17 protein-coding genes and 2 pseudogenes are annotated in these 24,138 nt (G+C 66.7%); 14 read left to right on the top strand and 5 right to left on the bottom strand.

The features are described from left to right. Nucleotides 1-389 precede the first annotated feature (389 nt). Nucleotides 390-1,385: a response regulator gene (locus tag OXQ95_RS15515; protein ID WP_267382389.1), complete on the bottom strand. Its 996-nt coding sequence runs from the start codon at nucleotides 1,383-1,385 to the stop codon at nucleotides 390-392. 295 nt (nucleotides 1,386-1,680) lie between these two features. After that, the gene (locus OXQ95_RS15510) at nucleotides 1,681-2,679 is read right to left on the bottom strand and encodes a GlxA family transcriptional regulator (RefSeq protein WP_267382388.1); all 999 of its coding nucleotides are present in this window, start codon (nucleotides 2,677-2,679) and stop codon (nucleotides 1,681-1,683) included. 285 nt (nucleotides 2,680-2,964) lie between these two features. Between OXQ95_RS15510 and OXQ95_RS18840 the strand changes: the two are divergent. The 9 genes and pseudogenes from OXQ95_RS18840 to OXQ95_RS15470 all read left to right on the top strand — a co-directional run. Then, nucleotides 2,965-3,393: pseudogene (locus OXQ95_RS18840) on the top strand (transposase); the annotation flags it as partial. Between the two features lie 17 nt (nucleotides 3,394-3,410). Further along, nucleotides 3,411-3,677, top strand: coding sequence for a transposase domain-containing protein (locus tag OXQ95_RS18835; RefSeq protein WP_346731940.1), 267 nt, complete (start codon nucleotides 3,411-3,413; stop codon nucleotides 3,675-3,677). Nucleotides 3,678-3,709: 32 nt separating this feature from the next. Further along, complete coding sequence (locus OXQ95_RS15500; protein WP_267382386.1) at nucleotides 3,710-4,312, top strand: plasmid pRiA4b ORF-3 family protein; 603 nt, start codon at nucleotides 3,710-3,712, stop codon at nucleotides 4,310-4,312. A 265-nt stretch (nucleotides 4,313-4,577) separates the two neighbouring features. Beyond that, a complete protein-coding gene (locus OXQ95_RS15495; protein ID WP_267382385.1) occupies nucleotides 4,578-8,147 on the top strand; it encodes a hydantoinase B/oxoprolinase family protein in 3,570 nt (1,189 codons plus the stop codon). Further along, a complete protein-coding gene (locus tag OXQ95_RS15490) occupies nucleotides 8,147-8,803 on the top strand; it encodes a DUF969 domain-containing protein (protein ID WP_267382384.1) in 657 nt (218 codons plus the stop codon). Before OXQ95_RS15495 ends, OXQ95_RS15490 begins: the two co-directional genes overlap by 1 nt. Beyond that, on the top strand, nucleotides 8,800-9,699 hold the full coding sequence (locus OXQ95_RS15485; RefSeq protein WP_267382383.1) for a DUF979 family protein: 900 nt from the start codon (nucleotides 8,800-8,802) through the stop codon (nucleotides 9,697-9,699). Before OXQ95_RS15490 ends, OXQ95_RS15485 begins: the two co-directional genes overlap by 4 nt. Continuing rightward, complete coding sequence (locus OXQ95_RS15480; RefSeq protein WP_267382381.1) at nucleotides 9,696-10,667, top strand: DUF2891 domain-containing protein; 972 nt, start codon at nucleotides 9,696-9,698, stop codon at nucleotides 10,665-10,667. The genes OXQ95_RS15485 and OXQ95_RS15480 overlap by 4 nt, the downstream gene beginning before the upstream one ends. Before the next feature lie 493 nt (nucleotides 10,668-11,160). Next, the gene (locus tag OXQ95_RS15475; protein ID WP_267382380.1) at nucleotides 11,161-12,303 is read left to right on the top strand and encodes a hypothetical protein; all 1,143 of its coding nucleotides are present in this window, start codon (nucleotides 11,161-11,163) and stop codon (nucleotides 12,301-12,303) included. A 92-nt stretch (nucleotides 12,304-12,395) separates the two neighbouring features. Continuing rightward, a pseudogene (locus OXQ95_RS15470) lies at nucleotides 12,396-12,503 on the top strand (integrase); the annotation flags it as partial. Nucleotides 12,504-12,530: 27 nt separating this feature from the next. On the opposite strand, the gene OXQ95_RS15465 reads toward OXQ95_RS15470, so the two are convergent. Both OXQ95_RS15465 and OXQ95_RS15460 read right to left on the bottom strand, forming a co-directional pair. Continuing rightward, nucleotides 12,531-12,914, bottom strand: a complete 384-nt coding sequence (locus OXQ95_RS15465; RefSeq protein WP_267382379.1) for a response regulator — start codon at nucleotides 12,912-12,914, stop codon at nucleotides 12,531-12,533. Further along, nucleotides 12,895-14,334 carry an HWE histidine kinase domain-containing protein gene (locus tag OXQ95_RS15460; protein ID WP_267382377.1) on the bottom strand — a complete coding sequence of 480 codons (1,440 nt, stop codon included), beginning with the start codon at nucleotides 14,332-14,334 and terminating at the stop codon, nucleotides 12,895-12,897. Before OXQ95_RS15460 ends, OXQ95_RS15465 begins: the two co-directional genes overlap by 20 nt. 120 nt (nucleotides 14,335-14,454) lie before the next feature. Here OXQ95_RS15460 and OXQ95_RS15455 point away from each other — a divergent pair, with 120 nt between their 5' ends. Beyond that, nucleotides 14,455-15,462 carry a chemotaxis protein CheB gene (locus tag OXQ95_RS15455; protein WP_267382375.1) on the top strand — a complete coding sequence of 336 codons (1,008 nt, stop codon included), beginning with the start codon at nucleotides 14,455-14,457 and terminating at the stop codon, nucleotides 15,460-15,462. 22 nt (nucleotides 15,463-15,484) lie between these two features. Here the strand turns inward: OXQ95_RS15455 and OXQ95_RS15450 are convergent, their stop codons facing one another. Beyond that, nucleotides 15,485-17,722, bottom strand: coding sequence for a CheR family methyltransferase (locus tag OXQ95_RS15450; RefSeq protein ID WP_267382373.1), 2,238 nt, complete (start codon nucleotides 17,720-17,722; stop codon nucleotides 15,485-15,487). Between the two features lie 212 nt (nucleotides 17,723-17,934). Between OXQ95_RS15450 and OXQ95_RS15445 the strand changes: the two genes are divergently transcribed. The 4 genes from OXQ95_RS15445 (at nucleotide 17,935) to OXQ95_RS15430 (ending at nucleotide 24,101) form a co-directional block, all read left to right on the top strand. Then, entirely contained in the window at nucleotides 17,935-18,600 is a 666-nt protein-coding gene (locus OXQ95_RS15445; RefSeq protein ID WP_267382372.1) for a sensor histidine kinase, read from the top strand. 14 nt (nucleotides 18,601-18,614) lie between these two features. Beyond that, on the top strand, nucleotides 18,615-19,349 hold the full coding sequence (locus OXQ95_RS15440) for a Crp/Fnr family transcriptional regulator (protein WP_267382371.1): 735 nt from the start codon (nucleotides 18,615-18,617) through the stop codon (nucleotides 19,347-19,349). Nucleotides 19,350-19,677: 328 nt separating this feature from the next. Beyond that, a complete protein-coding gene (locus tag OXQ95_RS15435; RefSeq protein WP_242095751.1) occupies nucleotides 19,678-20,946 on the top strand; it encodes a TolC family protein in 1,269 nt (422 codons plus the stop codon). Further along, complete coding sequence (locus OXQ95_RS15430; protein ID WP_267382368.1) at nucleotides 20,943-24,101, top strand: CusA/CzcA family heavy metal efflux RND transporter; 3,159 nt, start codon at nucleotides 20,943-20,945, stop codon at nucleotides 24,099-24,101. Before OXQ95_RS15435 ends, OXQ95_RS15430 begins: the two co-directional genes overlap by 4 nt. Nucleotides 24,102-24,138: the final 37 nt, after the last annotated feature.

Raw genomic sequence — 24,138 nt, 5'->3', positions numbered from 1 at the left:
CTGACAGCGTGGGTCACCCAAGCTCACTCCGTTTTGCACAAGCCATGTACCGTTTGGACGGTGTCAGGGCCGAACGGCTGTGACATTCCCTCGAGCAACTCGGTCCCGCTATTATGACTCACAACCGGACGCTCGAGCTCGGCTTCGCCGCTCCCAAAAACTGACACTTGTTCATCTGGAGTTTTTGACTGCGAAGCCGCGCGCAAACCGACGCAATAGGAGTCGATCTTGCATCGCGTTACAAGCCAAGAGATTGCGTGGAATCGTCTACTTATAACTTCATGGCGATGCATCGCTGCGCTTCCGCTACGTGGGGGGAAGGCATGGCCGCTGCTCGGTAAACTGGTCGATAGGCTCGCAAGCACTGCGAAAGCCCCTTGCCGGTTGAATCAAGTACCCGCCGGTGTACGCTGATCAATCATCTCGGCGACGATATCTGCCATTCCCGCAAGCTGATCGAGCACATGTTTCGGTACCGTACGGACGCGGTTATCGATCACGCAAAGGGCGCCGACATTGATGCCGTCACTCGTGATTACAGGATATCCTGCATAGCACCGCACGCTTGGGGAGTTCTTCACGGACGGGAAGTGAGCGAACCGCCGATCGCTCACCGCGTTGGCCACGACAAAGGCGCCGCCTTGCGCGATGGTGTAGTTGCAGAACGCCTCCTCCCGAGGCGTGCTTCGTATCTCCAGGCCGCTTGCAGACTTTATCCATTGCGTGTCTCGGTCGATGAACGTCAGGAGCGAAACCGGGAAATCCGTCACCCTTGTCAGGTGACGGGTCACGAGATCGAACCGCCGCTCGCGTTCGTTGTTCGCCAGCTTGCTACGGCGTAGGTACTGCAAGCGATCCTTCTCATCACCCGGCACGGGGAAGTGTTTCTTCGCGCGGACCGGTGACATTTCTGCGGCAGCGATAACCAAACGGCTGGCCCCGTCCCCGGTGGCGCGGTGACGCCTCGCGCCTTTGCCGATTCCCTTCGCCGCAGCACGCACCTTGGTGAAGAAGGCGGTCGGATCGGCAGCGAGATCGGTCTTGCCGAGGCACAGCGCCGCCCCGGCCTGTACTAGGCTCGCCGCCAACGCCAGATTCTTGAGCGGTGCATCAGAGACGACGATCTTGCACACCGTTTCCAGGTCGGCGACCATGCGCAGTAGGGTGGCCCCATCAATATAGGGCATATTCAGATCGATCGTCACGATGTCCGGCATCAGGTTTCGAATCATGTCGACCGCGGTAGCGGCATCGCTGGAGAAGCCTACTACTTGGAAGTCCGTCCGCTTGCTGAAAGCATTGTCCAACATGGCCTGGATAGTTCGCGAGTCATCGACGATGACAACGCGCAACTTCTCGGATGGGGCGACGTTGTCAGGCGCCATGCCCGCACCCGTCCTCAAAGAAGGGCGAGAGGCACAGCGACAACTCGAGGATGTTAGAGTTGCCAGCAAAGCGGGATTGGTCCTCACCAGCGTACGGGATCCGGTCCGGGCGTTTCATCGCGGACGACCGCGGCCGCGTGCAGCGCAGGAAAGTCGCAAGAGGCAGGTGATAGAACTGCCCCGTAACTCGAACGAGCACGTCGAGAGCGTAAATAAAGTCGGCTGCATGCGATGAACCTCCGACTTCGACAGTGCCGGATCGAGCGGTCGGCCCCAATGTCGAGTGTGCGGCTATTCAGGACAAAGCGGCAGCACCTTCGTCTTCGCCCGGCTTGGCGGCACCCGTCGTCTGGAAGCGCGTGCGGTACTCCTGCGGCGTGATGCCGAGACCACGCATGAACGCGCGCCTCAAGGTCGTGGTCGAACCGAAGCCCGCCGCAAAGGCAATCGCCTTGATCGGGGCGGAGCTTTCCTCAAGCAGCCGCCGGGCGATGTCTACCCGGGTGTGTTCCACATAATCTGCCAGGCTCTTCCCCTGTTCGGCATGAAACAGGCGCGACAGGTGTCGCGGGCTGACGCCGACCTCCTCGGCCAGCGTTTCAAGACCCAAATCCCGTCGAGGATTGTCCAAGACCAGCAGTCGGACCCGATCAATCGGGCCGCTCGTCCGCGCCTCGGCGGTCAACGTGGCGCTGAACTGCGATTGCCCGCCGGGCCGCTTGAGAAACACGACGAGCCGGCGCGCCACGAAGAGGGCGAGGGCACGGCCATGGTCTTCCTCGATCAACGAGAAGGTGAGATCGATCGCTGCGGCCACGCCAGCCGAACTGAATACCGGACCGTCCCGAACGAAGATGCGATCGGGCTCGACGGAGATGTCGGTAAAGGCGGCGGCCAGGCGCTCGGCATATTGCCAGTGCGTAGTGGCGCGTCGTCCGTTGAGCAGCCCGGCATGAGCCAGCAGGAAGGCGCCGGTACAGGTCGACCCGTAACGCCGTGACCGCTGAGCCTGATCTTGAAGCCACTGCGCCACCCCGATGGTCGGCCTATCCGGCACGCCGTACGGTCCGACGACGATCAGCGTGTCGGAAGGCTCGGTCGCCTGCTCAATGCCGGCATCGGGAATGAAGGTCACGCCGGACGCACTACGAACCGGAAGACCGTCTTCGGTGACCAGCCGGACCCTGTACGGCCTGTCGGTCGTCGCCCGGCAGTTCGCCTCGAAAAGCGCGTCCCGCACGCCGGCGATCTCGAGCAGATGGACGTTGTCGGGGGCGAAGAGCGTGATCAGCACGGCGGTCCTCCGCTCGGCCTCGTCCGGCGCGGCCGATTGCCCACCGGTATACGCCCGTTTGCCCCCATGCCTATAAGGATCGACTGCAGCGCATCATGACTAGTCATGCGACACTTCTCCTTGGCTACAGCGGACCAAGCCACACCCGCGTTCGGCCCTGGGTCCGCTTTGCAGTCCAGCGGCTCCTAGGACCCAGTTCGGGCCGTTCGCGACGCGTTTTCAGCTTCCCAATTCCGGTCCCCCGTTCATGTCGCTTCAACGTTTGGTCAGGTCGGGCGATTGTGGGTGTACGCGGCCGACGACCGGGCGTCGGGCAGCACGACGACTCCCGCGACATGGTACCGCTTCACGCCCGGCCGAACCGGTGCGCATCCGCAGGCGCATCTCGCCGGCTTTGGCGGATTCCTCCAGGCCGATGCCTATGCCGGCTATGACGGCCTCTACCGCAGCGGCGTCACCAAGGTGGCATGCTGGGCGCACTTCCACCGCAAGCTGTTCGACCTGCACGAGCGCTCGCCCACTCCGCTGACCGACGACATTCTCGAGCGGATCGACGCGCTCTATGCCGTCGAGGCCGAGGTGCGCGGCCAGCGACCAGATGCGCGGGACCGCACCCGGCAGAACCGGACCACGCCGCTGGTTGGCGCCTTGCGGGACGTGCTCGACGCCGCCCTTCGCCGCCCGTCGCCGATGTCCGACATAGCGAAAGCCATCGCCTATGGCACCAAGCGATGGCCGGCATTCTGCCGCTTCCTCGACGATGGGCGCTGGAGATCGACAACAATATCGCCGAGCGTGCCCTGCGCGGTATCGCCGTCGGTCGCCGCCACTGGCCGTTCGCCGGCTCCAGAGCGGGCGGCGAGCGTGCCGCTGCGATCTATACCGTCATTCAGACGTGCAAGGCCAACAGCGTCGATCCGGAAGCCTACATCGCCGACGTCATCGCCAAGGTCTCCGACGACGGGCCCGCCAGCCGCTGGGACGAACTCATGCCGTAGAACTGGGCTCGCGAATCTGCCAGGCTGGCGGCATGACCGACGAGACCGTTGCCCGCCTGCATATCGTCCTGAACGACATCGAACCCGTAATCTGGCGTCGGGTCGACGTGCCGGTCACCGCCAGCCTCAAGATGCTCCACGACATCGTCCAGGCCGCGATGAGCTGGGAGAACTATCACCTCTGGCATTTCGAGGTGGGCGACCGGCGCTACGGCGTGCCGGACCCGATGTGGCCCGACAGCGGCATGGCAGCCGCGAGGAACGTGAAGCTCGCTGCCCTAATCGACCGGGAAATACGTGAGCTCCTCTATACCTACGACATGGGTGACGACTGGCGACACACCATTACCGTTGAGGCGGTTGGCCCCGGCGAACCCGACGTCAAATACCCCCGCTTTGTAGACGGCCTGCGGCGCGGCCCGCCCGAGGATGTGGGCGGCTTACCAGGCTTCGAGCTGTTCCTGAACGCCATGGCCGACCCTGCCCACGAGGAACATGACCGGCTGCGCGAGTGGTATGGCGGCCCCTACAACCCCGATGACATCGACGAACGCTTCACCAGACGCGCCGTTGCCGTCATCGCCATCCGCCGGCATGCCGGCAAGCTCGCCTACCAGAAAAGCCGCCCGCAATAGCAAGGCGGCCTACGGACCGGACTTACGCTACGGCTGACCTGAAGCAGGCTGGCCGAACTCACCCGTAACGAGACCCAGTACGCCATCAACCAAACAAGGACATCAGGCGCTAAGCCCCTCGCTGCTCAGGACAAGGGTGCGCGCCGGACACGCGACTATGTGGAGATGGCCGGCCAGAGCGACGCGTTCGAGATGCTGGAAGATCGGTGATTTCGATGCGAGATCCGAACATCGACAAGGTTCGAGACCGCTGCGATAGTCCATCATGGCCTCTCCCGCTGAACTGCCCTCCCCCTTGCGCCGCATCGCGATCGACCGGGGCGGCACCTTCACCGACGTCGTAGCAGAAAGGGCGGACGGCACGATCGCAGTCGCCAAGCTGCTGTCGGTCGATCCCGGCCGATATGACGATGCCGCGGTCGAGGCCGTGCGGCGGCTGAGCGGCGTGGGCGACGGGCCGCTGCCGCCGATCGCCGTGCGGATCGGCACCACCGTCGCCACCAACGCGCTGCTCGAACGCCGCGGCCAGCCCACCTTGCTCGCGATCACCCGCGGCTTCGGCGATGCGCTGGCGATCGGCTATCAGGACCGGCCCGACATCTTCGCGCGCGCGATCCGCAAGCCGCCGCCGCTGCCCGAGCGCGTGATCGAGATCGACGAGCGTATCGACGTCGATGGGGCGACCATCCGGCCGCTCGACCTGGACGCGGCGGAAACGGCGTTCCGCGCCGCGTTCGACGACGGGCTGCGCAGCATCGCCATCGTCCTGATGCACGGCTGGCGCCACACCGCGCACGAAGAGGCGCTGGCAGACCTCGCCACGCGAATCGGCTTTCCGCAGGTGTCGGTCGGCCATCGCCTTTCCCCGCTCGTCCGGCTGATCGCGCGCGGCGACACGACGACCGCCGACGCCTATTTGTCGCCGGTGCTGCGCCGCTATGTCGAGGGCCTGACGGCGGCGTTCGGTGGCGCGCCCTTGTTCATGCAATCCTCGGGCGGCCTTGCCGAAGCGCACGCGGTCAGCGGCAAGGACGCGTTGCTGTCCGGCCCGGCGGGCGGCATCGTCGGCATGGCTGAGGGCGCGCAGGCGGCGGGCGTGGCGCGCGTCATCGGCTTCGACATGGGCGGCACCTCGACCGACGTGTCGCTCTGGGCGGGCAGCTTCGAACGCCGGCAGGAGGCCGTGATCGGCGGCGTCCGCGTCTCGGCACCGATGCTGCGGATTGACACGGTGGCGGCCGGCGGAGGATCGATCTGCCGCTTCGATGGCGGCCGCTTCGTCGTCGGCCCGGAATCGGCGGGCGCCGATCCCGGTCCCGCCTGCTACCGACGCGGCGGTCCGCTCACCGTCACCGACTGCAACCTCATCCTCGGCAAGATAGCCCCCGCATATTTCCCGGCAGTGTTCGGGCCGGATCGCGACCGGCCGCTCGACCGCGACGCCGCGCAGGCGCGCCTCGACCAGCTGCTCGACGCGGTCGCGGCGGCGACCGGCACCCGCCCAGCCCCGCTGGCCGCCGCGCAGGGCCTGGTCGACATCGCGGTCGCCAACATGGCGAATGCCATCAAGGCGGTTTCGGTCGCGCGCGGCCATGATCCCGCCAGCTATGCGCTGATGAGCTTCGGTGGCGCCGGCGGCCAGCACGCCTGCCTCGTCGCCGACGCGCTCGGCATGACCGCGGTTCTGGTCCACCCCCTCGCCGGCGTCCTGTCGGCCTGGGGCATCGCGCTCGCCGACCGCCGCACGATGCGGCAGCGGACGATCGGCGTGCCGCTGTCCGAGCCAGCGTGGCGCGAGAGCCTCGCCGACCTGTCCGCCGACGCCGCAGAGCAGCTTGGCCCCGACGCGACGATCGCGGCGATCGCAACGCTGCGCTACGCGCGCACCGACCAGGGGATCGACGTGCCGGTCGGCGACGTTGCCGCGATGGCGGCGGACTTCGCGGCCGCGCATCGCGACCGGTTCGGCTTCGACGGCGACGACGTGCTGATCGTCGAGCGGCTCCAGGTCGAGGCGATCCTCGCCACCGCCACGCCGGCGCCGACTCGTGCGGGTGGTGGCACCGCGACGGTCGAGACGACCGCGGTGACGATGGCGGGCACGACGCACGACGCGCCCCTGCACCGCCGCGACACGCTCGGCCCCGGCACCCGCATCGATGGTCCGGCGCTGATCGTCGACGAGACCTCGACGATCGCGGTGGAGCCCGGCTGGACGGCATCGGTGCTGAACGACGGCACGCTCCGCCTGACTCGATCGGCGACCCGCGTCGCCACCGCCACCGCCGACGCTGCGGCCGATCCCGTCCGGCTCGCGATCTTCGCGGGATTGTTCATGGGGCTGGCGGAGGAGATGGGCTCGGCGCTCCAGCGCAGCGCGGCATCGGTCAACATCCGCGAACGGCTCGATTTCTCCTGCGCGATCTTCGACGCCGCCGGTCATCTCGTCGCCAATGCGCCGCACATCCCGGTCCATCTCGGCTCGATGGGCGATTGCGTCCGCCACCTGATCGCCAGCCGCACGTCGGATGGCCGCGGCATGCGCCCGGGCGACGCCTATGCGGTCAACGATCCCTATCGCGGCGGCACCCATCTGCCCGACATCACCGTCGTCCAGCCCGTGTTCGCCGGGGGCGACCTTCCCGCCTTTTTCGTCGCGGCGCGCGGCCATCATGCCGATGTCGGCGGCACCAGCCCCGGATCGATGCCGGCCGACAGCCGCAGCATCCATGACGAAGGCGTGATCTTCGACGACGTGCTGGTGGTCGCGGACGGACGGCTGCGCGAGGAGGAACTGCGCGCGCTGTTCGCGGGCGGCACGCACCCGGCGCGCAACATCGACCAGAACATGGCCGATCTCGCCGCACAACTCGCCGCCTGCGCGCGTGGTGCCGCCGGCCTCGAACGCATGGTCGTCGAACAGGGGCTGGCGGTCGTCTCCGCCTATATGGACCATGTCCAGGCGCATGCCGAAATGCTCGCCCGCCGCGTTGTCGGTGCGTTGAGCGACGGCGATTTCGCCTACCCGACCGACGATGGCGCCGTCGTCCGCGTCGCCGTCCGCATCGATCGGCCGGCAGGCGCGATCACCGTCGATTTCAGCGGCACCAGCGACCAGCGCCCCGGCAACACCAACGCGCCGCTCGCCGTGACGCGCGCGGCGGTGCTCTACGTCCTGCGCACGCTGGTCGACACCGACACGCCGCTCAACGACGGGTTCCTGCGCCCCGTGACGCTGATCGTGCCGGAAGGATCGATGCTCAACCCGCGCTTTCCCGCCGCGGTGGTCGCGGGCAACGTCGAAACCAGCCAGGTCGTCACCGATGCGCTGATGGGCGCGCTCGGTGCGATGGCGGCCAGCCAGGGCACGATGAACAATTTTACCTTCGGCGACGATACCCGCCAATATTACGAGACGATCGCCGGGGGCGCCGGTGCGGGGCCGGGCTTTGCCGGCGCGAGCGCGGTGCAGACACACATGACCAACAGCCGCCTGACCGATCCCGAAGTGCTCGAGACGCGGTTCCCCGTCCTGCTCGAATCCTTCGCGATCCGCCGCGGCTCGGGCGGCGACGGCGCATGGGCCGGCGGCGACGGCGCGACACGGCGGGTGCGCTTCCGCGAAACGATGCGCGCCAACATCCTGTCGAACCATCGCCGGGTGCCCCCCTTCGGCCTGGCCGGCGGCGGCGACGGCGCGGTCGGCGCCAACCGCATCGAACGCGCCGATGGTCGTGTCGAGACTCTCGACGCCGTCGCGTCGGCGGACATGATGCCGGGCGACGTCTTCGTCATCGAAACGCCCGGCGGCGGCGGTTACGGGAGCGCGAGCTGATGCTGGTCCTATCGGGCGTCGCGGTGATCGCGCTGGGTTTCCTGCTGCGCTTCAACCCGCTGCTGGTGATCGCCGCCGCCGCGCTCGTCACCGGTCTCGCCGCCGGGCTCGATCCGCTCGCCTTGCTCGCGCGCTTCGGACACGCCTTCAACGAAACGCGCTACGTCACCGCCATCTATATGGTGCTGCCGGTGATCGGCCTGCTCGAACGCGCCGGGTTACAGGCCCGCGCCCGCGGCCTCGTCGCCGGGTTGCAGGGCCTCACCGTCGGACGCCTCCTCGCCGGCTATTTGCTGTTCCGCCAGCTCTCCGCCGCGCTCGGGTTGAACGCCATCGCCGGTCATCCGCAGACCGTCCGCCCGCTGGTCGCGCCGATGGCGGAGGCAGCGGCGGAGCGGCAGGGCGGCGGCGCCGACCCCGAACGGGTGCGCGCTCTGGCCGCCGCGACCGACAATATCGGCGTGTTCTTCGGCGAGGACATCTTCATCGCGATCGGCTCGATCCTGCTCATGAAGGGCGTGCTCGATGGCTATGGCATCCATATCGAGCCGTTCCATCTGTCGATCTGGGCGATCCCCACCGCCATCGCCGCGTTCCTGATCCACGGCGCGCGGCTGTGGTGGCTCGATCGCCGGTTGGCCCGGCAGGCGCGATGATCGGGCTGAACCTCGTCTATGCCGTCGCGGGCGCGTTCTTCGCCGCCTGTGCGGTATCGGGACTGGCCGACCGGCGATGGGCGAATGCGCTGTTTCATGCGCTTCTCGCCACGTCCCTCTTCGCCGGCGACCGGATCGGCGATACCGGCAACGGTGTGCTGGTGCTCGCGCTGATCGGCACCGCGACGTTGGGGCGGATGCGGGGCGGCGAGGCGACCGATCAGCCGGTGCTGCATGGCCCGCTCCTCCTGCTCGCGCTCGCCATTCCGCTGCTGACGCTCGGCGGCACGCTCCTGTTCAAGCAATTGCCGACATGGGTCGATCCCAAACAGGCGACATTGGTGGCGCTTGCGGTGGCCGTCCTCGTCGCGCTCGCGCTGTGCCATCTGGTCCTGCGCCCGCCGGCCCTCGCCGGCGTGCGGGCCGGACGGCGGCTGCTCGACGAGATCGGCTGGGCCGTGCTGATGCCGCAGCTGCTCGCCAGCCTCGGCGCGGTGTTCGCGCTGGCTGGCGTCGGTGACGTGGTCGGCGCCCTGATCGGGCGAGCGATTCCCGGCGACAGCCTGTTCGGGGCGGTCGTGGCCTACACGGTCGGCATGGCGCTGTTCACGATCGTCATGGGCAACGCCTTCGCCGCCTTCCCCGTGATGGCGGCCGCAGTCGGCCTGCCGCTGCTGGTCCACCACTTCGGCGGCAACCCCGCGCCGGTCGCCGCAATCGGCATGCTCGCCGGCTTCTGCGGCACCCTGCTCACGCCGATGGCGGCGAACTACAACATCGTGCCCGCCGCCTTGCTCGATCTGCGCGACCGCTATGGCGTGATCCGTGCGCAGGTGCCGACCGCGCTGCCGCTGCTGCTGTTCAACATCATGCTCTTGTGGTGGGTGATCCGATGACGACGCTCGATACTGAAATCGCGAGCCGCTTTGCGCGGATCACGCTGGCGCATATCGGCCTGCAATATCCCTACAAGCTCGACCAGGTGCTGACCGGGCCCGCCGACGCCGTTCCGCCCACGACGCTGCACCCGATCTTCCACGGCAGCTTCGACTGGCACAGTTGCGTCCATGGCTGGTGGCAATTGCTGACACTGCGACGGATGTTCCCCGATCTGCCGGAAGCGAGCGCGATCGGCGCGCTGGCCGACAGGATGCTGACGCCCGCGCTCGTCGCCGGCGAGCTGGCCTATCTCGATCGCCCGATGAGCGGTGGGTTCGAACGTCCCTATGGCTGGGCCTGGCTGCTGGCGCTGCATGGCGAGGCGGAGCGCCACGATGCGCCCTGGGCGACGGCGCTGGCGCCGCTCGCCCGCGCCTTCGCCGCGCGCTTCCTCGCCTATCTGCCCAAGCTCACCTATCCGATCCGGGTCGGCACCCATTTCAACACCGCCTTTGCGCTGGTACTCGCCCGCGACTGGGCGACGGGCCGCGAGCCGCGTCTGGCCGATCTGATCGACGCGCGCGCCCGAGACTGGTTCGGCGCCGATCGCGCCTGTCAGGCGTGGGAGCCGTCGGGCGACGACTTCCTCTCTCCCACCCTGACCGAGGCGGTGCTGATGCGCCGCGTCCTGCCGCCGGATGCGTTCGCGACGTGGTTCGCGGCATTCCTGCCCGACCTCGCGGCCGGCCAGCCCGCGACGCTGTTCCACCCCGTGCACGTCTCCGACCGCACCGACGGCAAGATCGCCCATCTCGACGGCCTCAATCTCAGCCGCGCCTGGTGCTGGCGATCGCTCGCTGACGGCGACACCGCGCTCGAAACCACGGCACGGCGCCATCTGGAAGCGAGCCTCCCCCATCTCGACGCGAACTACATGGGCGCCCACTGGCTCCCGACCTTCGCGTTGCTTGCGATGACTCACTGAACCATCTTGCAGATCTTCGCCGCGCTCCACGGAGCGCACGTCTGGCTTCGAGCATGATCGGCCGCCGTGCGAGACCCTGCCGATCCATGTGACAAGATCATTCACGGGCTGAAAACACTGACCAATTATGCTGGTCGTCATGGAACCGACCATTACCGGGTCACCGGCTGCCGACTATCAAGGCAAGCAGGTGAAGGCAGGGACCGCCGCACTCCTATTTGCCGTCGTCACCGGGGTTCCCGTTGCGGGTCTCTTGCTGACCGCCCGCGTCCCGCGTTGGTCTGCGATGGGTCCAGGGCATCGACGAACAGCCCGGCAAAGGTGAGCCCGACTACTTCCCAATCGGCCGTGTCGAGCGGTCGCGTCGAACCTCAACTGTGCCTGGTACGTGGCTTGAAATAGCGCAGGTCGATCAGGACTCAAAAGATCGTCGGCCGGAGGCGTCCGTCGTTCCCCTCCGCACGTATTCAAGAGCATGAGGAGTGAGGCTGCCTTGACCGACGTCCTCGCTCGAGCCCGACGAAGATATGGCCTAGCCATCCTGGTCTTCGCCTTGCTGCCCGGTATTGCCCAAGCGCACGTGAAATGGTTCTGCGGCCCGATCGACGCGTCGGTCCCGCCTGCAGCGCTGCAGCAGGTGCTCTCCCCTTTGTTCTTCGCGTGCCTGGCCGGATTCGCGACCTTGGTAGCGTCGGGTAGCAGCTTCGATGCACTCCTTGCCCGGTACGTGCCCGCATCGCGCGAAGGCGACCGACGAGGCGTTGTGGTGGATATCGTCATCCGGGTCGGCCTGGCGGTCTATGCGGTGTGCCTGTGGCGCGATCTGGCGGTGGTACTCTGGGCCGACGACGCGACCGGGTCGGTTCTGACGCCGGAGATGGTAGACCGGGCCTACGGGATTGGCCTGCTCCAGCTCGCGATCGCGGGCATGGTTCTGGTGCCGCGGCTATCGCTGCTGGCCGCAGTTGGGCTCCTCACGCTTTTTGCGATCGGCGTGGCGCGGTTCGGCGCGTTCTACATGATCGATTATACATTCTTCGTCGGGCTTGCAGCTTATGTGGCGCTGGGGCAGCCAGCGTTGCGGCGCCACCTTCGGCTCGCGTCGTGGCGGGTCTCGATCCTCACCGCCAGCCTCAGCCTCAGCTTGATGTGGACTGCGGTCGAGAAGTTCCTGTTTCCGCAGTGGACGATCGCCGTCCTGCTGCACCATCCAGCCATCACGGCGGGATTCCCGTTTACCTCGGTCACCACGATCGCCGGCTTCGTCGAGTTCAGCCTGTCGTTTTACCTTCTCGTAGGTCGCGCGGTTCTCGTCCGCGTCGCCGCGGTCCTACTTGCCGGCGTTTTCGTCATGGCGATGCCGGAGTTCGGCATGGTCGATATCGTGGGCCATATTCCGGTGCTCATCATCCTCGTCGCGACCCTGCTCCAGGGCGAAACCCGCCTGCAGCAAGCCTTTCGCGGTCCAGCTTCGGGCTCGTGGGCGACAGGCGGCGCGGTGCTAGTCCGCTATGTCGCGACCCTGACGGTCTTAATGTCCCTCTACTACGGCTTGCATGCCGCTTCGGTTTGGGCAGAGGGTAAACCGGTCACGCCGAACCAGCAGTCTCCGGCAATCATCCGACATCGAAGCTGAATTGCCACCATCGCGCATCGTCCCGGTCAGCCCATCATGGCTCAGGAATCAACGACGATTCCTTCCGGTTCCTTCAACCTGCCAAAGTAGTGTTAGAGCGGCGCGGCGGCGCGCTGGGCGACTATGTCTTCCCCAGTCGGAACGATTACATGAGCCACATGAGCACGCGCCAATATTCCCGCCTCGTTCACGAGTGGGTCCTCCCCATAGTCTCGAGGCGGCCTGGATCAACGACTAGCCTGGCCGCCCAACAAAGGGCCGAGTGCGGCAAGCATTTTGCGGGGCTTCACCGGCTTTTCCAGCCGCGGGACATCGGCGAACCGGTCGGGGATGGCAGAATCGTCATAGCCAGTGGCGAACACGAAAGGCACTGCGCGGCTTGTCAGCGTGTCGGCCAGATCGAACACCATAGTACCACGGAGATTGATGTCGAGCAGCGCCGCGTCTAGCCGGGACTCGGCCGCCACCAGAGACATCGCGGCATCGAGCGTCGGCACCGGGCCGAGCACGTCTGCCCCCGCATCGAGCAGCGCGCCCCGCAGGTCGTTGGCGATCAGATACTCGTCCTCGACGACGAGAATGCGGCGACCGTCAAGCTGGTGTTCGGACATGGTGGGCCTCCCGGCGCGTACTATCCCGCGGCACCTCGACCCTTACCGTGCAATGAACGCCATCGCCGGTAAAGGCGAAACTTGTCTTGGCGCCCATTTGATAGGGCAGCGCGCGTTCGATCAGCTCCCGGCCATAGCCGCCGCCGCGCGGCTTGTCGCCGGGCGCGGGCAGGTCTGCCACCCCGGTTTCGCGCCAGTCGACGTGGAGCTGGTCCTCGCCCTTGTCGTTGGCGACGACTTCCCATCGCACGGTGAGGTGGCCGGCCGGCGTCGCCAGCGCGCCGTATTTGGCGGCATTGGTCGCCAGCTCGTGGAGCGCGAGCGCGAAGGTCTGCACCAGCGAACTTTCGAGCGGCACGCCACGCGGTCCGCTCAGAGTCATCTGCGGCGCATTGCCGTCGGCATCGAGATCAAGATGCGCGCCGAGCTCTTCGCGAAGCAACGCATCGAACGCCACTCGATGCGCGCCGCGCCGGGACAAAAGACCCTGAACCCGCGCGAGCGCGCTCATGCGATCATCGATGCAGCGGCGGAACTCCTCCAGCGAGCTGCTGCCGCGCAAGGTGCGCAACATCACCGCCTGCACTACCGCCATCAGGTTGCGGGTGCGGTGCTGAAGCTCGTTCATCAGCACCGACTGCTGCTCCTGGAGCCGGATGATGTCGTCGACGTCGGTGGACGTGCCGAGCCATTCCAGCACGGCACCGTCCGGCGTGCGCACCGGCGTGGCCCTGGTCTGGAAATGGCGATAGCCCTTGCCGGCCTGACACAATCGGGCTTCGAAGCTCAGCCCGTCATGCTTCTCGGCGCGGCTCCAGGCGTCGAATGCCGCCTGCCGATCATCCGGGTGAAAGGCCTCCAGCCAGCCCATGCCGCGACTGTCCTCGTCCGACAGGCCGGTGTAGCCGGTCCATTGCGAGCTGGCCCAGGTCCATTCACCGCCATCGGCCGCACGCCAGACCAGCTGCGGCATTCCCTCGATCAGGGTGGTGAGGCGCAGTTCCGTCCGGCGTAGCGCCGCGTTGGTCGCGGTGATCTCGCGGGTGCGCGCCCGGATACGGGCCTCCAGATCCTCGTTGGCCCGTTCCAGATTGGTGTTGGCCACCTCCAGCTCTTCGGAGAGGACCTGCAACTCCTCGAACGCCACGTGAAGCTCTTCGTGCGCTTGGCTCTGCTTGAACTCGCTTTCGTCGGCGGAACGACCCGGTGCGGTCGTAACCGCGGCAAGCACGCCTTGAGCCGTATCCGCCGCCTGCAACTCGCGCGCCAGCACGGTCACCCGCCGCAGCAGGCGGTCGCGATCCTCGACGGTCCGGCTATTCTCCTCCAGCGCCGACTCGAGCGATGTCCGCAGCTGCTCGTTCTCGTCTAGCAGCCTGGAGCGCTCGTCTTTGTGAAGACCGGATGTCGACGCCGCCATAGGGTGTTCCTCGACCGTGCAACGCACCGGCAGCGGAAAAGCACCGGCCTGATCGGTTTCTTTTCCCGTGCATGCGCCCGCCAAAGCGCGCAAATCGTTGCCCGTTAGTGAAGGATTATGATGGCGCTCAAGGATATCGTGGTGATCGGTGCGTCGGCAGGCGGCGTTGACGCACTGCAACGGCTGTGTGCGCAATTGCCGGCGGACTTCCCGGCGGCCATATTCGTGGTCCAGCATTTGTCACCGGCGACGCGCAGCCTGTTGCCGCAACTGCTGAGCCGCGCGGGGCCGCTCCCCGCCCATTCGCCGCAGGACGGCGACGCGATCGAGCCCGGCCGCATCTATGTCGGCGCGCCCGATCTCCACATGCTGCTGCGCCCCGGCAAGGTGCTGATGCGGCGCGGCCCGCATGAGAACCGCACCCGCCCGGCGGTGAACGCGTTGTTCCGATCGGCCGCGCTTGCCTATGGGGGACGTGTGATCGGGGTGGTGCTGACCGGGCTGCTCGACGACGGCACCGACGGGCTGATCGCGATCAAGGCCGCCGGCGGGCTGTCGGTGATCCAGGATCCCAAGGACGCCGAATGGCCGTCCATGCCGCAGAACGCGCTGAAGCGCGATCATGTCGACCACAAGCTGCCGCTGGGCGAGCTGGGCGCGCTGCTCGCCCGGCTAGTGCGCGAAGAGGCGGGCGTCGGCATTCCGCTTCCCCACGAATACGCAGTCGAGGATGAGATGGCCGCGCAGGAGTTTTCCGTCATGGACAGCAACATGATCACGCCCGGCGAGCCGAGCCACATCTCCTGCCCCGATTGCGGTGGTGTGCTCAACGAGATCACGGTGGAGAACGAGCTGCGCTTCCGCTGCCAGGTCGGCCACGCCTTCACCCCGCTCGGGCTTGCGGCGGCGCAGACGGACGAGCTGGAGCGCGCGCTGTCGGTCGCCGCGCGCACCCACCGCGACCGGGTGCGGCTGTTCGGGCAAATGCGCGACAGTGCCCATGCCCGCGGGCTGCCCCATGCCGAAGGGCGGTGGCTGGAGGCATCGCGCGAGTCGGAGGACATGATTGCCGTGCTGGAACGCGCGATGACCAGCCTGCGCCGGCAGCCGAGCGAGGGCGAGGCGTAGCTAGTCGCCGCTGATAACGGGATCAGCCGGCCGGTAGTTGCTGGCGCTCGCTGGTTTCGTGCACCATCACGACGAGGATCGGGGGATGCTCGTCGGCGAAAAGCTGCATGCAGAGCTCGGCCGGATATTCGTGACCGTCCGCCGCGCGGATCACGGCCTCGAACACGATCTCCGGCTTGGTCTTGTTGAACAGCGGCGCCAGCAATGCGCGAACGTCGTCGGTCGAAACACCCGCCAGCACGTCGGGAAACGCCACCAGCTCCAACTGCTGCGCCGAATAGCCGAGCTTCTTCTCCGCGCCGTCGTTGGCTAGCGTGAAGTGCAGCGTCACCGGATCGAGGAAATAGATCTCGTTCAGCGCCCGGCCCATGATCCGGCCGAGATAGCGGCTGAATTCGTCGCGACGGTTTTCGCCGGTGACGTCCTGGAACAGCAGCACCAGCCCGCGATTGCGCCCGTTCTCGTCCATCAGCCCGGACAAGGTGACGTTGCACAGGATGCGCCGGCCACGACGGTCGATGCCTTCCAGCGCCTGCTCGACCTGCGCCTCGCCGCCCGATCGAACCGTGGCCATGGCGTCGCGGAGGAGATGCACCGGCACGCCGATGTCCAGCGCGTCGAAGCTGGTTCCGACCACCTCGTCCGCGCGCAAGCCCCAGGTGTTCTCGCTCCACCGGTTCCAGCTCTGGATGTCGAGGTTATCGTCGACGACGACGATGCCGCCGTTCATGCTGCGCAGCACCGCCTCCAGGTAGAGCCGAAAGCTGGTCGCCTGCTCGGCCTGGATGCGCAGCTCTTCGTTGACCGATTCCATCTCCTCGTTGCTGGAGCGCGCCTCCTCGTTGAGCGTCTCCAGTTCCTCGTTGGTGGATTGCAGCTCCTCGTTGGTGGTCTCCAGCTCCTCGTTGGTGGACTGAAGCTCCTCGTTGGTGGTTTCCAGCTCCTCGTTGGCGGACTGGAGTTCCTCGATGGTGTTCTCCAGCGTCTCCTGCACCGCCTCCAGCTCGATCCGCATGGTGTGCAGCAGGGTGGTGTCGTTGAAGGCGAGCAGCACCGCATGAACGCTGCCGTCCGGCCGGGCGAGCGGGCGCGCGTCGACGGTCAGGCGGATCACCTCCGACTGGTTAAGTCTGTGTTCCTGATCCTCCAGCCGGACCGACCGGCGGGTGCGGAACACCTCCTCGATCGGGCCGCGCAGCTCGATCGGGCGATAGGAGATCGGCAGGTCCTGAAACGGGCGGCCGATATCGGCGTCGCCCACGCCTAGCAGGTGACGCGCCGGGTTTGTGGCGAGCGCCACCGTCCCCGTCTCGTCCACCACCAGCATCGCGGTGCCCGCCTCGTTGAGCGCCGATTCGAGCAGCAGCGCGTTGGGCAGCGGCATGTCGGCGCGGCGCAGGCGAGCTTCGCGGAACCCGCTGGCGATCGGCCGGCGCCACTCCTGCGCGACCTTGGCAAAAATGCGATGCTTGGTATCGACGGCGCGGAACAGCGGCGAGCGAGCAAGCTGCGTCTCCGCCTTGCCGAGGAATAGGAAGCCGTCGTTGTTGAGCGCATAATGCAGGCGCGGTAGGACGAGTCCCTGCGTCTCCCCCTCCAGATAGATCAGCAGGTTGCGGCAGATCAGCAGGTTGATGCGCGATATCGGCGCGTCGTGGACGACGTTGTGGCGGCCGAAGATCACGCATTTGCGCACGTCGCGTTCGAACACGTAGTGGTTGGTGGTGCGCTCAAAATAGCGTTCCAGCAGCTTGGCCGGGACATTCTCGACGTCGCGCGACGAATATGTCGCGAGGCGGGCGACCTTCAACGCATCCTCGTCGAGGTCGGTGGCGTAGATCTTCACCCGTTTGCAGAAATCGACCTTGCCGAGCGCTTCGGCGAGCATCATCGCGACCGAATAGGGCTCCTCGCCCGAGGCGCAGCCGACGCTCCACACGCGGATCGGCTGGTCGGGCTCGCTGCGCGCGATCACCTTGGGGATCACCTCGTCCCTCATCACCTCCCAAGCCTCCTCGTCGCGGAAGAACGAGGTGACGTTGATGAGCACGGTGTTGAGCAGGTTCTCGAACTCGCCGGGATCGGCCTCGAGGTGCGATTGGTAGCTCTCGAAGCTGTCCACGCCGACCGCTTCCATGCGCAACGTGATCCGGCGCTTCAGGCTGGTGCGCTTGTAGCCGCGGAAGTCGAGCCCGCGGCTTTCCTGGATGTGTTGCAACAGGGCCTCGAACGGCGGATCGAGCGGTGTCTTGTCGGTCATCGGAGCTTTCGGTGGTGCGCAGGGTGGCGCGGCGCCACCGTAATCGGGAGTGGAACGCACACCAAGCAGAGATCGCGCAGTAATTTGGGCAGATTGCGGGGCGCCACGGCACGCGCGGACCCGTTGAACGTTACTGCTTCAATGGGCAGCCAAACGAGTGAAGCGTGATGAGCATAGGTTCCCTGCCGGACTCGTCCCCCGAGTCTACCGACATGGCGGGCCAGCTGGCGGCCGCACACCTCGCCCTTGATGCCGCCCGAGCGCGAGAGGCGGCGCTTCGCACCGAATTGGCGCACCGGGTCAGAAATACGCTGGCGATTACCCGCTCGGTGTTCCTGCGCACCATGGACAACGCCGAAACGGTCGAGCATGCACGCGATCACTTCGTCGGGCGGCTCGACACCCTGGCCCGCTACAACGCTCGGCTGGCCATCAGCAGCCAGCCCCGCTTCGACCTCGAGACGATGATCTGGGACGAGCTGCTCTCCATGGCGCTGGGATTGGATGAACGCATCGAGATGACGGGCCCCGAGGTGCTGCTACAGCAACGGGTGGCTGGCCTGATCGGGTTGGCGCTGCATGAGCTCGCCACCAATTCGGTCAAGTTCGGCGTCGTCGGCCATCCGTCAGCGGGCGGGCGGCTACGCGTCCGTTGGGAGAATAAGGGCCAGTCGGTGCAGTTGGAATGGGCGGAAAGCGGTGTCCCGATCGTAGCGTCAGCGCCGATCGGCAGCGGCTTCGGACGCGACTTCATCGAGAACGCTCTGCCGTACCAGCTCAATGCCGATACACGTTTCGAGTTTGTTCCTGGCGGTTTGATCTGCCGCATAGCATTTGAGGTTAGCGACCGTACAACAGACGAACCTTTCCTCAGTTAAGCCGTTGAGCCGTTATGGAAATTGTCGCGATCCTGCTGGAACAACTCCCTCCCGCTTTTCGGCAGCTCGCAAGCCTCGCGCCGTTGGACGCCACGGACCTGGAGGCACTGAAGGCTGCGGCGCACGCTCCCCGCGCGGTACCCGCGAAGCGCGATTTCACGGCAAGCCTCGCCGCCGCGGCCGGCCCCGTCCTCATCCTCGATGGATGGGCTTTGCGTGCCTGCCTGCTGTCCGATGGCCGACGGCAGATCACCGAGCTGTTTCTGCCCGGCGACATCATATCGGGCCAGCCAACCGATCAGTGCTCGTCGGATAGCATAGGCGCGATCACGGCGGTAACGTGGTGCTCGCTCCATGCCGCCTGCGTCGCGCCGGGAACGGGGTTGAACGAAGCGCTTTCGGCCGTTGAAGTGATCAAGGAGCAATCTCTGCGCAGGCACATTGTTCGCCTCGGCCGGCTAGACGCGCTGGGCCGATTGGCCGACTGGCTGCTGGAGCTTCACGCGCGGCTCGACACAGCCGGACTGAGCGCGGGCAACACGATGCACCTGCCACTAACGCAGGAAATGATCGGGGACGCGCTGGGCCTGACTAGCGTTCACGTCAATCGGACACTCGGCGCGCTCCGGCGCGAGGGTCTGATCGAGGTGCAGGCCGGACGGGCGATCATCCTGAACGCGGACCGTTGCCGTACGATGGTCGGCTTGACACCTTCGGGCCCGTGGACGCGGAGCCGTCGAGGTACGTAACCGGTGCCCGGCGAACCTACGTGGCGGTGGAGTTCCCGGATGCCCAGGTGGAGGAGATTGGTTCCAGCGTACGGCAGTGCCTGACTGCACTGCGCGAGCTGGCGTGCGTCGCACCCACTGAATTCCACTTCGCGGACGTCTACAACCGGAGCGGCTCCTAGACGGGGGTTCAAGCCGGCCGCAACCTCGCCGTCTTCGGGTTCTTCCCCGAAATCTATGGTCGCTATCGCTGGAAAGTTCACCTCCTATCCCTTTCTGAACGCGGATTTAGACGACGATGAAGAGAGTATCGGTCTAGGCACGGCTCCTTCTCCATCGAGGCGACTACATGCGTGTCATTCTGCTTTGGACGGCCATCGGTGCGATGCTCGTTCCAATCGCCGCGCAGGCCCAGACCGGTCCCGCGATATCGCTCGACGCATTGGCGGCCGACGTGGTGGCCAACAATCCCGAACGGCGCTTCTACCAGAAGCAGATCGACACGGCCGGTGTCGCGCGCGCGGCCGCCGGCCGCCTCGCCGATCCCGAGGTCGTCGTCGAATTCGGTGAACGGAAGATCACCGATCCGGTGTCGGGCGTGCGAACGGGCGACGCGCCGGCCTACGCCGCGTCGGTGGTCCAACCGATCGAGTTCGGGGGACGGATCGCGCTTCGGCGCGCCATCGCCGAGCGACAGCTCGACCTCGCGCGCATCGGCCTCGCTCAGTTCGACGCCACGCTGGCGGCGCGTGCCCGCTCTCTCGGCTACCAGCTGTTCGCCGCCGACGAGAAGGCGCAAGCGGCACGCGAGGTCGCCGCGAGAATGCGCGACCTCGCCAGGGTGATCGTCAGCCGCGATCTCGCCGGTCCCGCGCCGACGCTGGAGGCGGCCTCTCTGCAAGCGCAGGCGATCACCGCCGAGCGCGACGCGGCAAGCGCGGACGCACAAGCCAACTCGTCGCTGTATGAACTCAACCAACTTCGCGGTGCGCCCTTCGCGGCCCGCATCCGCGTCATCCGGCCCGACATGGCCTTGCCCGCGCTCCCGCCGGCCACCGTAGTCGCGACGCGGGTCGAGGCCGGCAACTTCGAACTGCGCGCGCTCCGCGTCCAATTCGAGCAGCAAGGGCTGCGCGTCGATCTCGCGCGCAAGGCGCGCATTCCGATCGTGTCGGTCGGACCCTATTACGACCGCAGCCGGGCCGATGGCCAGACCAACTATGGCTTGCGCCTCTCGACGACGCTGCCGGTCTGGAACCGGCAGGCGGTGCAGGTCGCGGAGGAGCAGGGCCGGCAGGCGCAAGCGGATGCGACGCTCATCGAGGCGCAGCGCCGGATCGAACGCGAGACATACGATCAAACCGCACAGTACGAAGCGAAGCGCATCGTGCTCGGCCAGTGGAGCGGAGACACGCCGCAGCGGTTCGCCGAAGCGGCCCGGGAAGCCGACCGCAACTTCCGCCTGGGAGCCATCCCGCTCGCGACCTACACCCAGATACAATCGTCCTATCTGAGTGCCCTCACCGCCGTGCTCGATACCAGACGCGAGGCGCTGGAAGCGCTGCTCGGTCTGCGCGCGCTGGCCGGGGGCAGCCTCGACGGGCACGGTTCGCGATGATCGGTGGTCTCGTCGACTGGGCGACCCGCGCGCGCGGGGTCGTGCTGCTGATGCTCGCGCTGCTGCTCTGCGCCGGGGGGTACGCGCTCTACTCGCTGCCGATGGAGGCCGTGCCCGACATCACGGGCGTGCAGGTCGAGGTCAACACGCCGGTGCCGGCCATGCCGCCCGACGTCATCGAACAGCGGATCACGATCCCGCTCGAGCGGGGCATGATGGGCGTGCCGGGCATGACCAAGATGCGCTCGCTGACCAAGTTCGGCCTGTCGCAGCTGACGCTCGAGTTCAAGGACGGCACCGACGACCTGCGCGCACGCGCGCTCGTGTCCGAGCGGCTGCAGCAGCTGGCGGGATCGCTGTCGTTCGGCGCGCAGCCGACGATGACGCCGATCTCGCCGGGCCTGGGTGAGATCCTCTACTACACGCTCGACTGGGCGCCGGGAGCCAAATCCCGCCCCGCCGATCCGCAGGAGGCGCTGGAGGAGCTCTACGAGACCCAGGAATACGGCGTGAAGATCGCGCTGCGCAAGGTCCCGGGCGTCGCGGAGGTGAACAGCAACGGCGGCCTCGAGGCACAGTATCTGATCCAGCCGCGTCCCGATCGTCTCGCCGCATCGGGCATGACCTTCGACGAGCTGGCCAAGCGGGTCGGCGAGAATGTGCAGGATACCGGTGGCGGCATGATCTCGCGCGGGCCCGACCGGTTGACGGTCCGCACCACCGGCCATGTCGCGACCGTGCCGCAGATTGCAGCGCTGCCGATCAAGTTCGCCGACGGCGTGCTGCCGATCACGGTCACCGATCTGGCGACCGTCGATATGGGTTCGCGCATCCGCATGGGAGCGGCTTCGTCCAACGGTCACCAAGTCGTGCTCGGCACGGTGATGATGCTGGTCGGTGCGAACAGTCGCGATGTCGCGAACCGCGTGTCCGCCGCGCTGCCCGCGATCCGGCAGGCGCTGCCGCCGGGAATGCGGTTGAACGTCGCGTACAGCCGGGCGACGCTCGTCGATGCGACGGTCGGCACCGTGCGGGACAATCTTTCGATCGGCGCGCTGCTGGTGTGCCTCGTCCTGCTCTTCGTGCTGGGCAGCTGGCGCGCCGCGTTGCTCGTCGCCATCGTCATCCCGACCGCGTTCCTCTTCGCTGTCGGCGGCATGCGGATCGCGGGCGTCTCGGGCAACCTGATGAGCCTGGGCGCGCTGGATTTCGGGATGATCGTCGACGGCGCGATCGTCATCGTCGAGAACTCGCTCCGGCTGATGGGCCTGCGTCGCGCGGACAAGGGCGAAGACCTCGATGCCGAGGAACGCCGCCGCGCCGTCGTCGACGCATCGAAGGAGGTCGTGGGGCCGATGGTGTTCGGCGTCGTCATCATCACACTCGTCTATGTGCCCATCCTCTCGCTCACAGGCGTCGAGGGCAAGACGTTCCACCCGATGGCGATCACGGTGATGCTGGCACTGGTCGGCGCGCTGCTCATGGCGTTGACGCTCGTGCCGATGCTGACGGCATGGGTGCTGCGTCCGACCGGAAAGGTCGACGAGCCCGATCGCAAGAGCTGGGTCATCCGCCGGGCAACGGCGATCTACCGCCCAGCGCTCGACTTCGCGCTTGCGCACACGTTGCTCATCGGCAGTGTGGCACTCGCACTGGCGGTCGGAGCGGGCTTCCTGTTCTCCGGCCTGGGCGCGGAGTTCGTGCCGAAGCTCGACGAGGGCTCGATCGCCACGATGGTCTACAAGCCGGTCAACATGAGCCTGCCAGACTCGCTCGCGACCGAACTGAAGACCGAGCGCGTCATCATACGGCGCTTTCCGGCGGTCACCACGACCTTCTCGCGCATCGGCACGAGCGAGGTCGCGACCGACCCGATGCCGCCGAACCAGAACGACCTGTACATCTTCTACAAGCCCAAGGATCAATGGCCCAAGGGCGACGGCCAGCCCAAGGACAAGCAGGCCTTGATAAAAGGCATTCAGGATGTCCTGGACAAGCAGGTGCCGGGGCAGACGTTCGAATTCTCGCAGCCGATCGAGACGCGCTTCAACGAGATGCTGCAGGGGACGCGGTCCGACGTGGCGGTCAAGATCTTCGGCCAGGACTATGACAGGCTGGACAAGTTGACCGACCAGATCTCGGCCGTCCTCAGCAAACAGCCTGGCGTCGACAGCGTCGAGCCCGAGACGCACGGCCGCGTCGACACCCTGTCCATCGTTCTCGATCGGGCCGCGCTCGTGCGATACAACCTGTCGGTGCAGGCGGTGAACGACGCGGTGAACGCCGCGCTGGCGGGCCAGACGGTCGGATCGCTGTTCAGCGAAGGGCATAGTCATGACGTCGTGGTTCGGATGACCGAGCCCGAGCGCGCCAGCGACACCGCCATTCTGCAGCTGCCGATCCGGGTGGGCACGGATGGGCTGATCCCGCTCGGCCGAGTGGCGTCGCTGAAGGTCGAGAAGACGGTCGATCCCATCATGCGCGACGATTCGGACCGGCGAACCTCGCTGATGGTCAGCCTCGGCCAGAACGACGTCGAGGGGTTCGTGAACAAGGCCAAGGCGCAGCTGGCCAGGCAGGTGAAGATGCCCGAGGGCTACCGCGTCGAATTCCAGGGGCAGTTCCAGAATCTCGAGACCGCCCGCGCGCGCCTGGCGCTCGTCGTGCCCGCCGCGCTCGCGTTCATCTTCGTCCTGGTGGTCTTCGCCCTGGGCAGCTGGCGGCAGGCGGCCGTCGTCTTCACCGGTATCCCGTTCGCCGTCACCGGCGGCGTCTATGCGCTCGTTCTTCGCGGCATGCCGTTCAGCATCACGGCGGCGATCGGCTTCATCGCGCTGCTCGGCGTCGCGATGCTGAACGGCCTCGTTCTGCTGTCGCACTTCAACATGCTGCGCGAGGATGGCCAGAATCTCGACGACGCGGTTCATCACGGCGCGCTCGATCGGCTTCGTCCGGTGTTGGCCACCGCGCTCGTGGCGAGCATCGGCTTCATTCCCATGGCGATAGCGAGCGGCCCCGGTGCGGAGGTGCAACGGCCGCTCGCAACCGTCGTGATCGGTGGCATCGTCACGTCGACCCTGCTGACGTTGATGCTGCTGCCGTCCCTCTATGCATGGGTCGAACGTCGGAAAGAGCGCAGGGAATCGTCGCGGTGATGGTCGGGCCCGAAGAGGAACCACCCCTCGCCTGCCG

Origin of the sequence: Sphingomonas sp. GC_Shp_6 (assembly GCF_026540835.1) — a bacterium.
Lineage (GTDB): Bacteria > Pseudomonadota > Alphaproteobacteria > Sphingomonadales > Sphingomonadaceae > Sphingomonas.
The sequence above is the reverse complement of the archived record's forward strand: the minus strand, read 5'-3'. Positions and strand labels throughout refer to the sequence as shown.

Excerpts from the sequence above, each read along its gene's own strand:
- OXQ95_RS15465 (WP_267382379.1), bottom strand. The coding sequence starts at position 12,914 with ATGTCCGAACACCAGCTTGACGGTCGCCGCATTCTCGTCGTCGAGGAC.
- OXQ95_RS15515 (WP_267382389.1), bottom strand. The coding sequence starts at position 1,385 with ATGGCGCCTGACAACGTCGCCCCATCCGAGAAGTTGCGCGTTGTCATC.
- OXQ95_RS15430 (WP_267382368.1), top strand. The coding sequence starts at position 20,943 with ATGATCGGTGGTCTCGTCGACTGGGCGACCCGCGCGCGCGGGGTCGTG.
- OXQ95_RS15460 (WP_267382377.1), bottom strand. The coding sequence starts at position 14,334 with ATGGCGGCGTCGACATCCGGTCTTCACAAAGACGAGCGCTCCAGGCTG.
- OXQ95_RS15495 (WP_267382385.1), top strand. The coding sequence starts at position 4,578 with ATGGCCTCTCCCGCTGAACTGCCCTCCCCCTTGCGCCGCATCGCGATC.
- OXQ95_RS15440 (WP_267382371.1), top strand. The coding sequence starts at position 18,615 with ATGGAAATTGTCGCGATCCTGCTGGAACAACTCCCTCCCGCTTTTCGG.
- OXQ95_RS15450 (WP_267382373.1), bottom strand. The coding sequence starts at position 17,722 with ATGACCGACAAGACACCGCTCGATCCGCCGTTCGAGGCCCTGTTGCAA.
- OXQ95_RS15435 (WP_242095751.1), top strand. The coding sequence starts at position 19,678 with ATGCGTGTCATTCTGCTTTGGACGGCCATCGGTGCGATGCTCGTTCCA.
- OXQ95_RS15445 (WP_267382372.1), top strand. The coding sequence starts at position 17,935 with ATGGCGGGCCAGCTGGCGGCCGCACACCTCGCCCTTGATGCCGCCCGA.
- OXQ95_RS15480 (WP_267382381.1), top strand. The coding sequence starts at position 9,696 with ATGACGACGCTCGATACTGAAATCGCGAGCCGCTTTGCGCGGATCACG.
- OXQ95_RS15500 (WP_267382386.1), top strand. The coding sequence starts at position 3,710 with ATGACCGACGAGACCGTTGCCCGCCTGCATATCGTCCTGAACGACATC.
- OXQ95_RS15485 (WP_267382383.1), top strand. The coding sequence starts at position 8,800 with ATGATCGGGCTGAACCTCGTCTATGCCGTCGCGGGCGCGTTCTTCGCC.
- OXQ95_RS18835 (WP_346731940.1), top strand. The coding sequence starts at position 3,411 with ATGGCCGGCATTCTGCCGCTTCCTCGACGATGGGCGCTGGAGATCGAC.
- OXQ95_RS15455 (WP_267382375.1), top strand. The coding sequence starts at position 14,455 with ATGGCGCTCAAGGATATCGTGGTGATCGGTGCGTCGGCAGGCGGCGTT.
- OXQ95_RS15490 (WP_267382384.1), top strand. The coding sequence starts at position 8,147 with ATGCTGGTCCTATCGGGCGTCGCGGTGATCGCGCTGGGTTTCCTGCTG.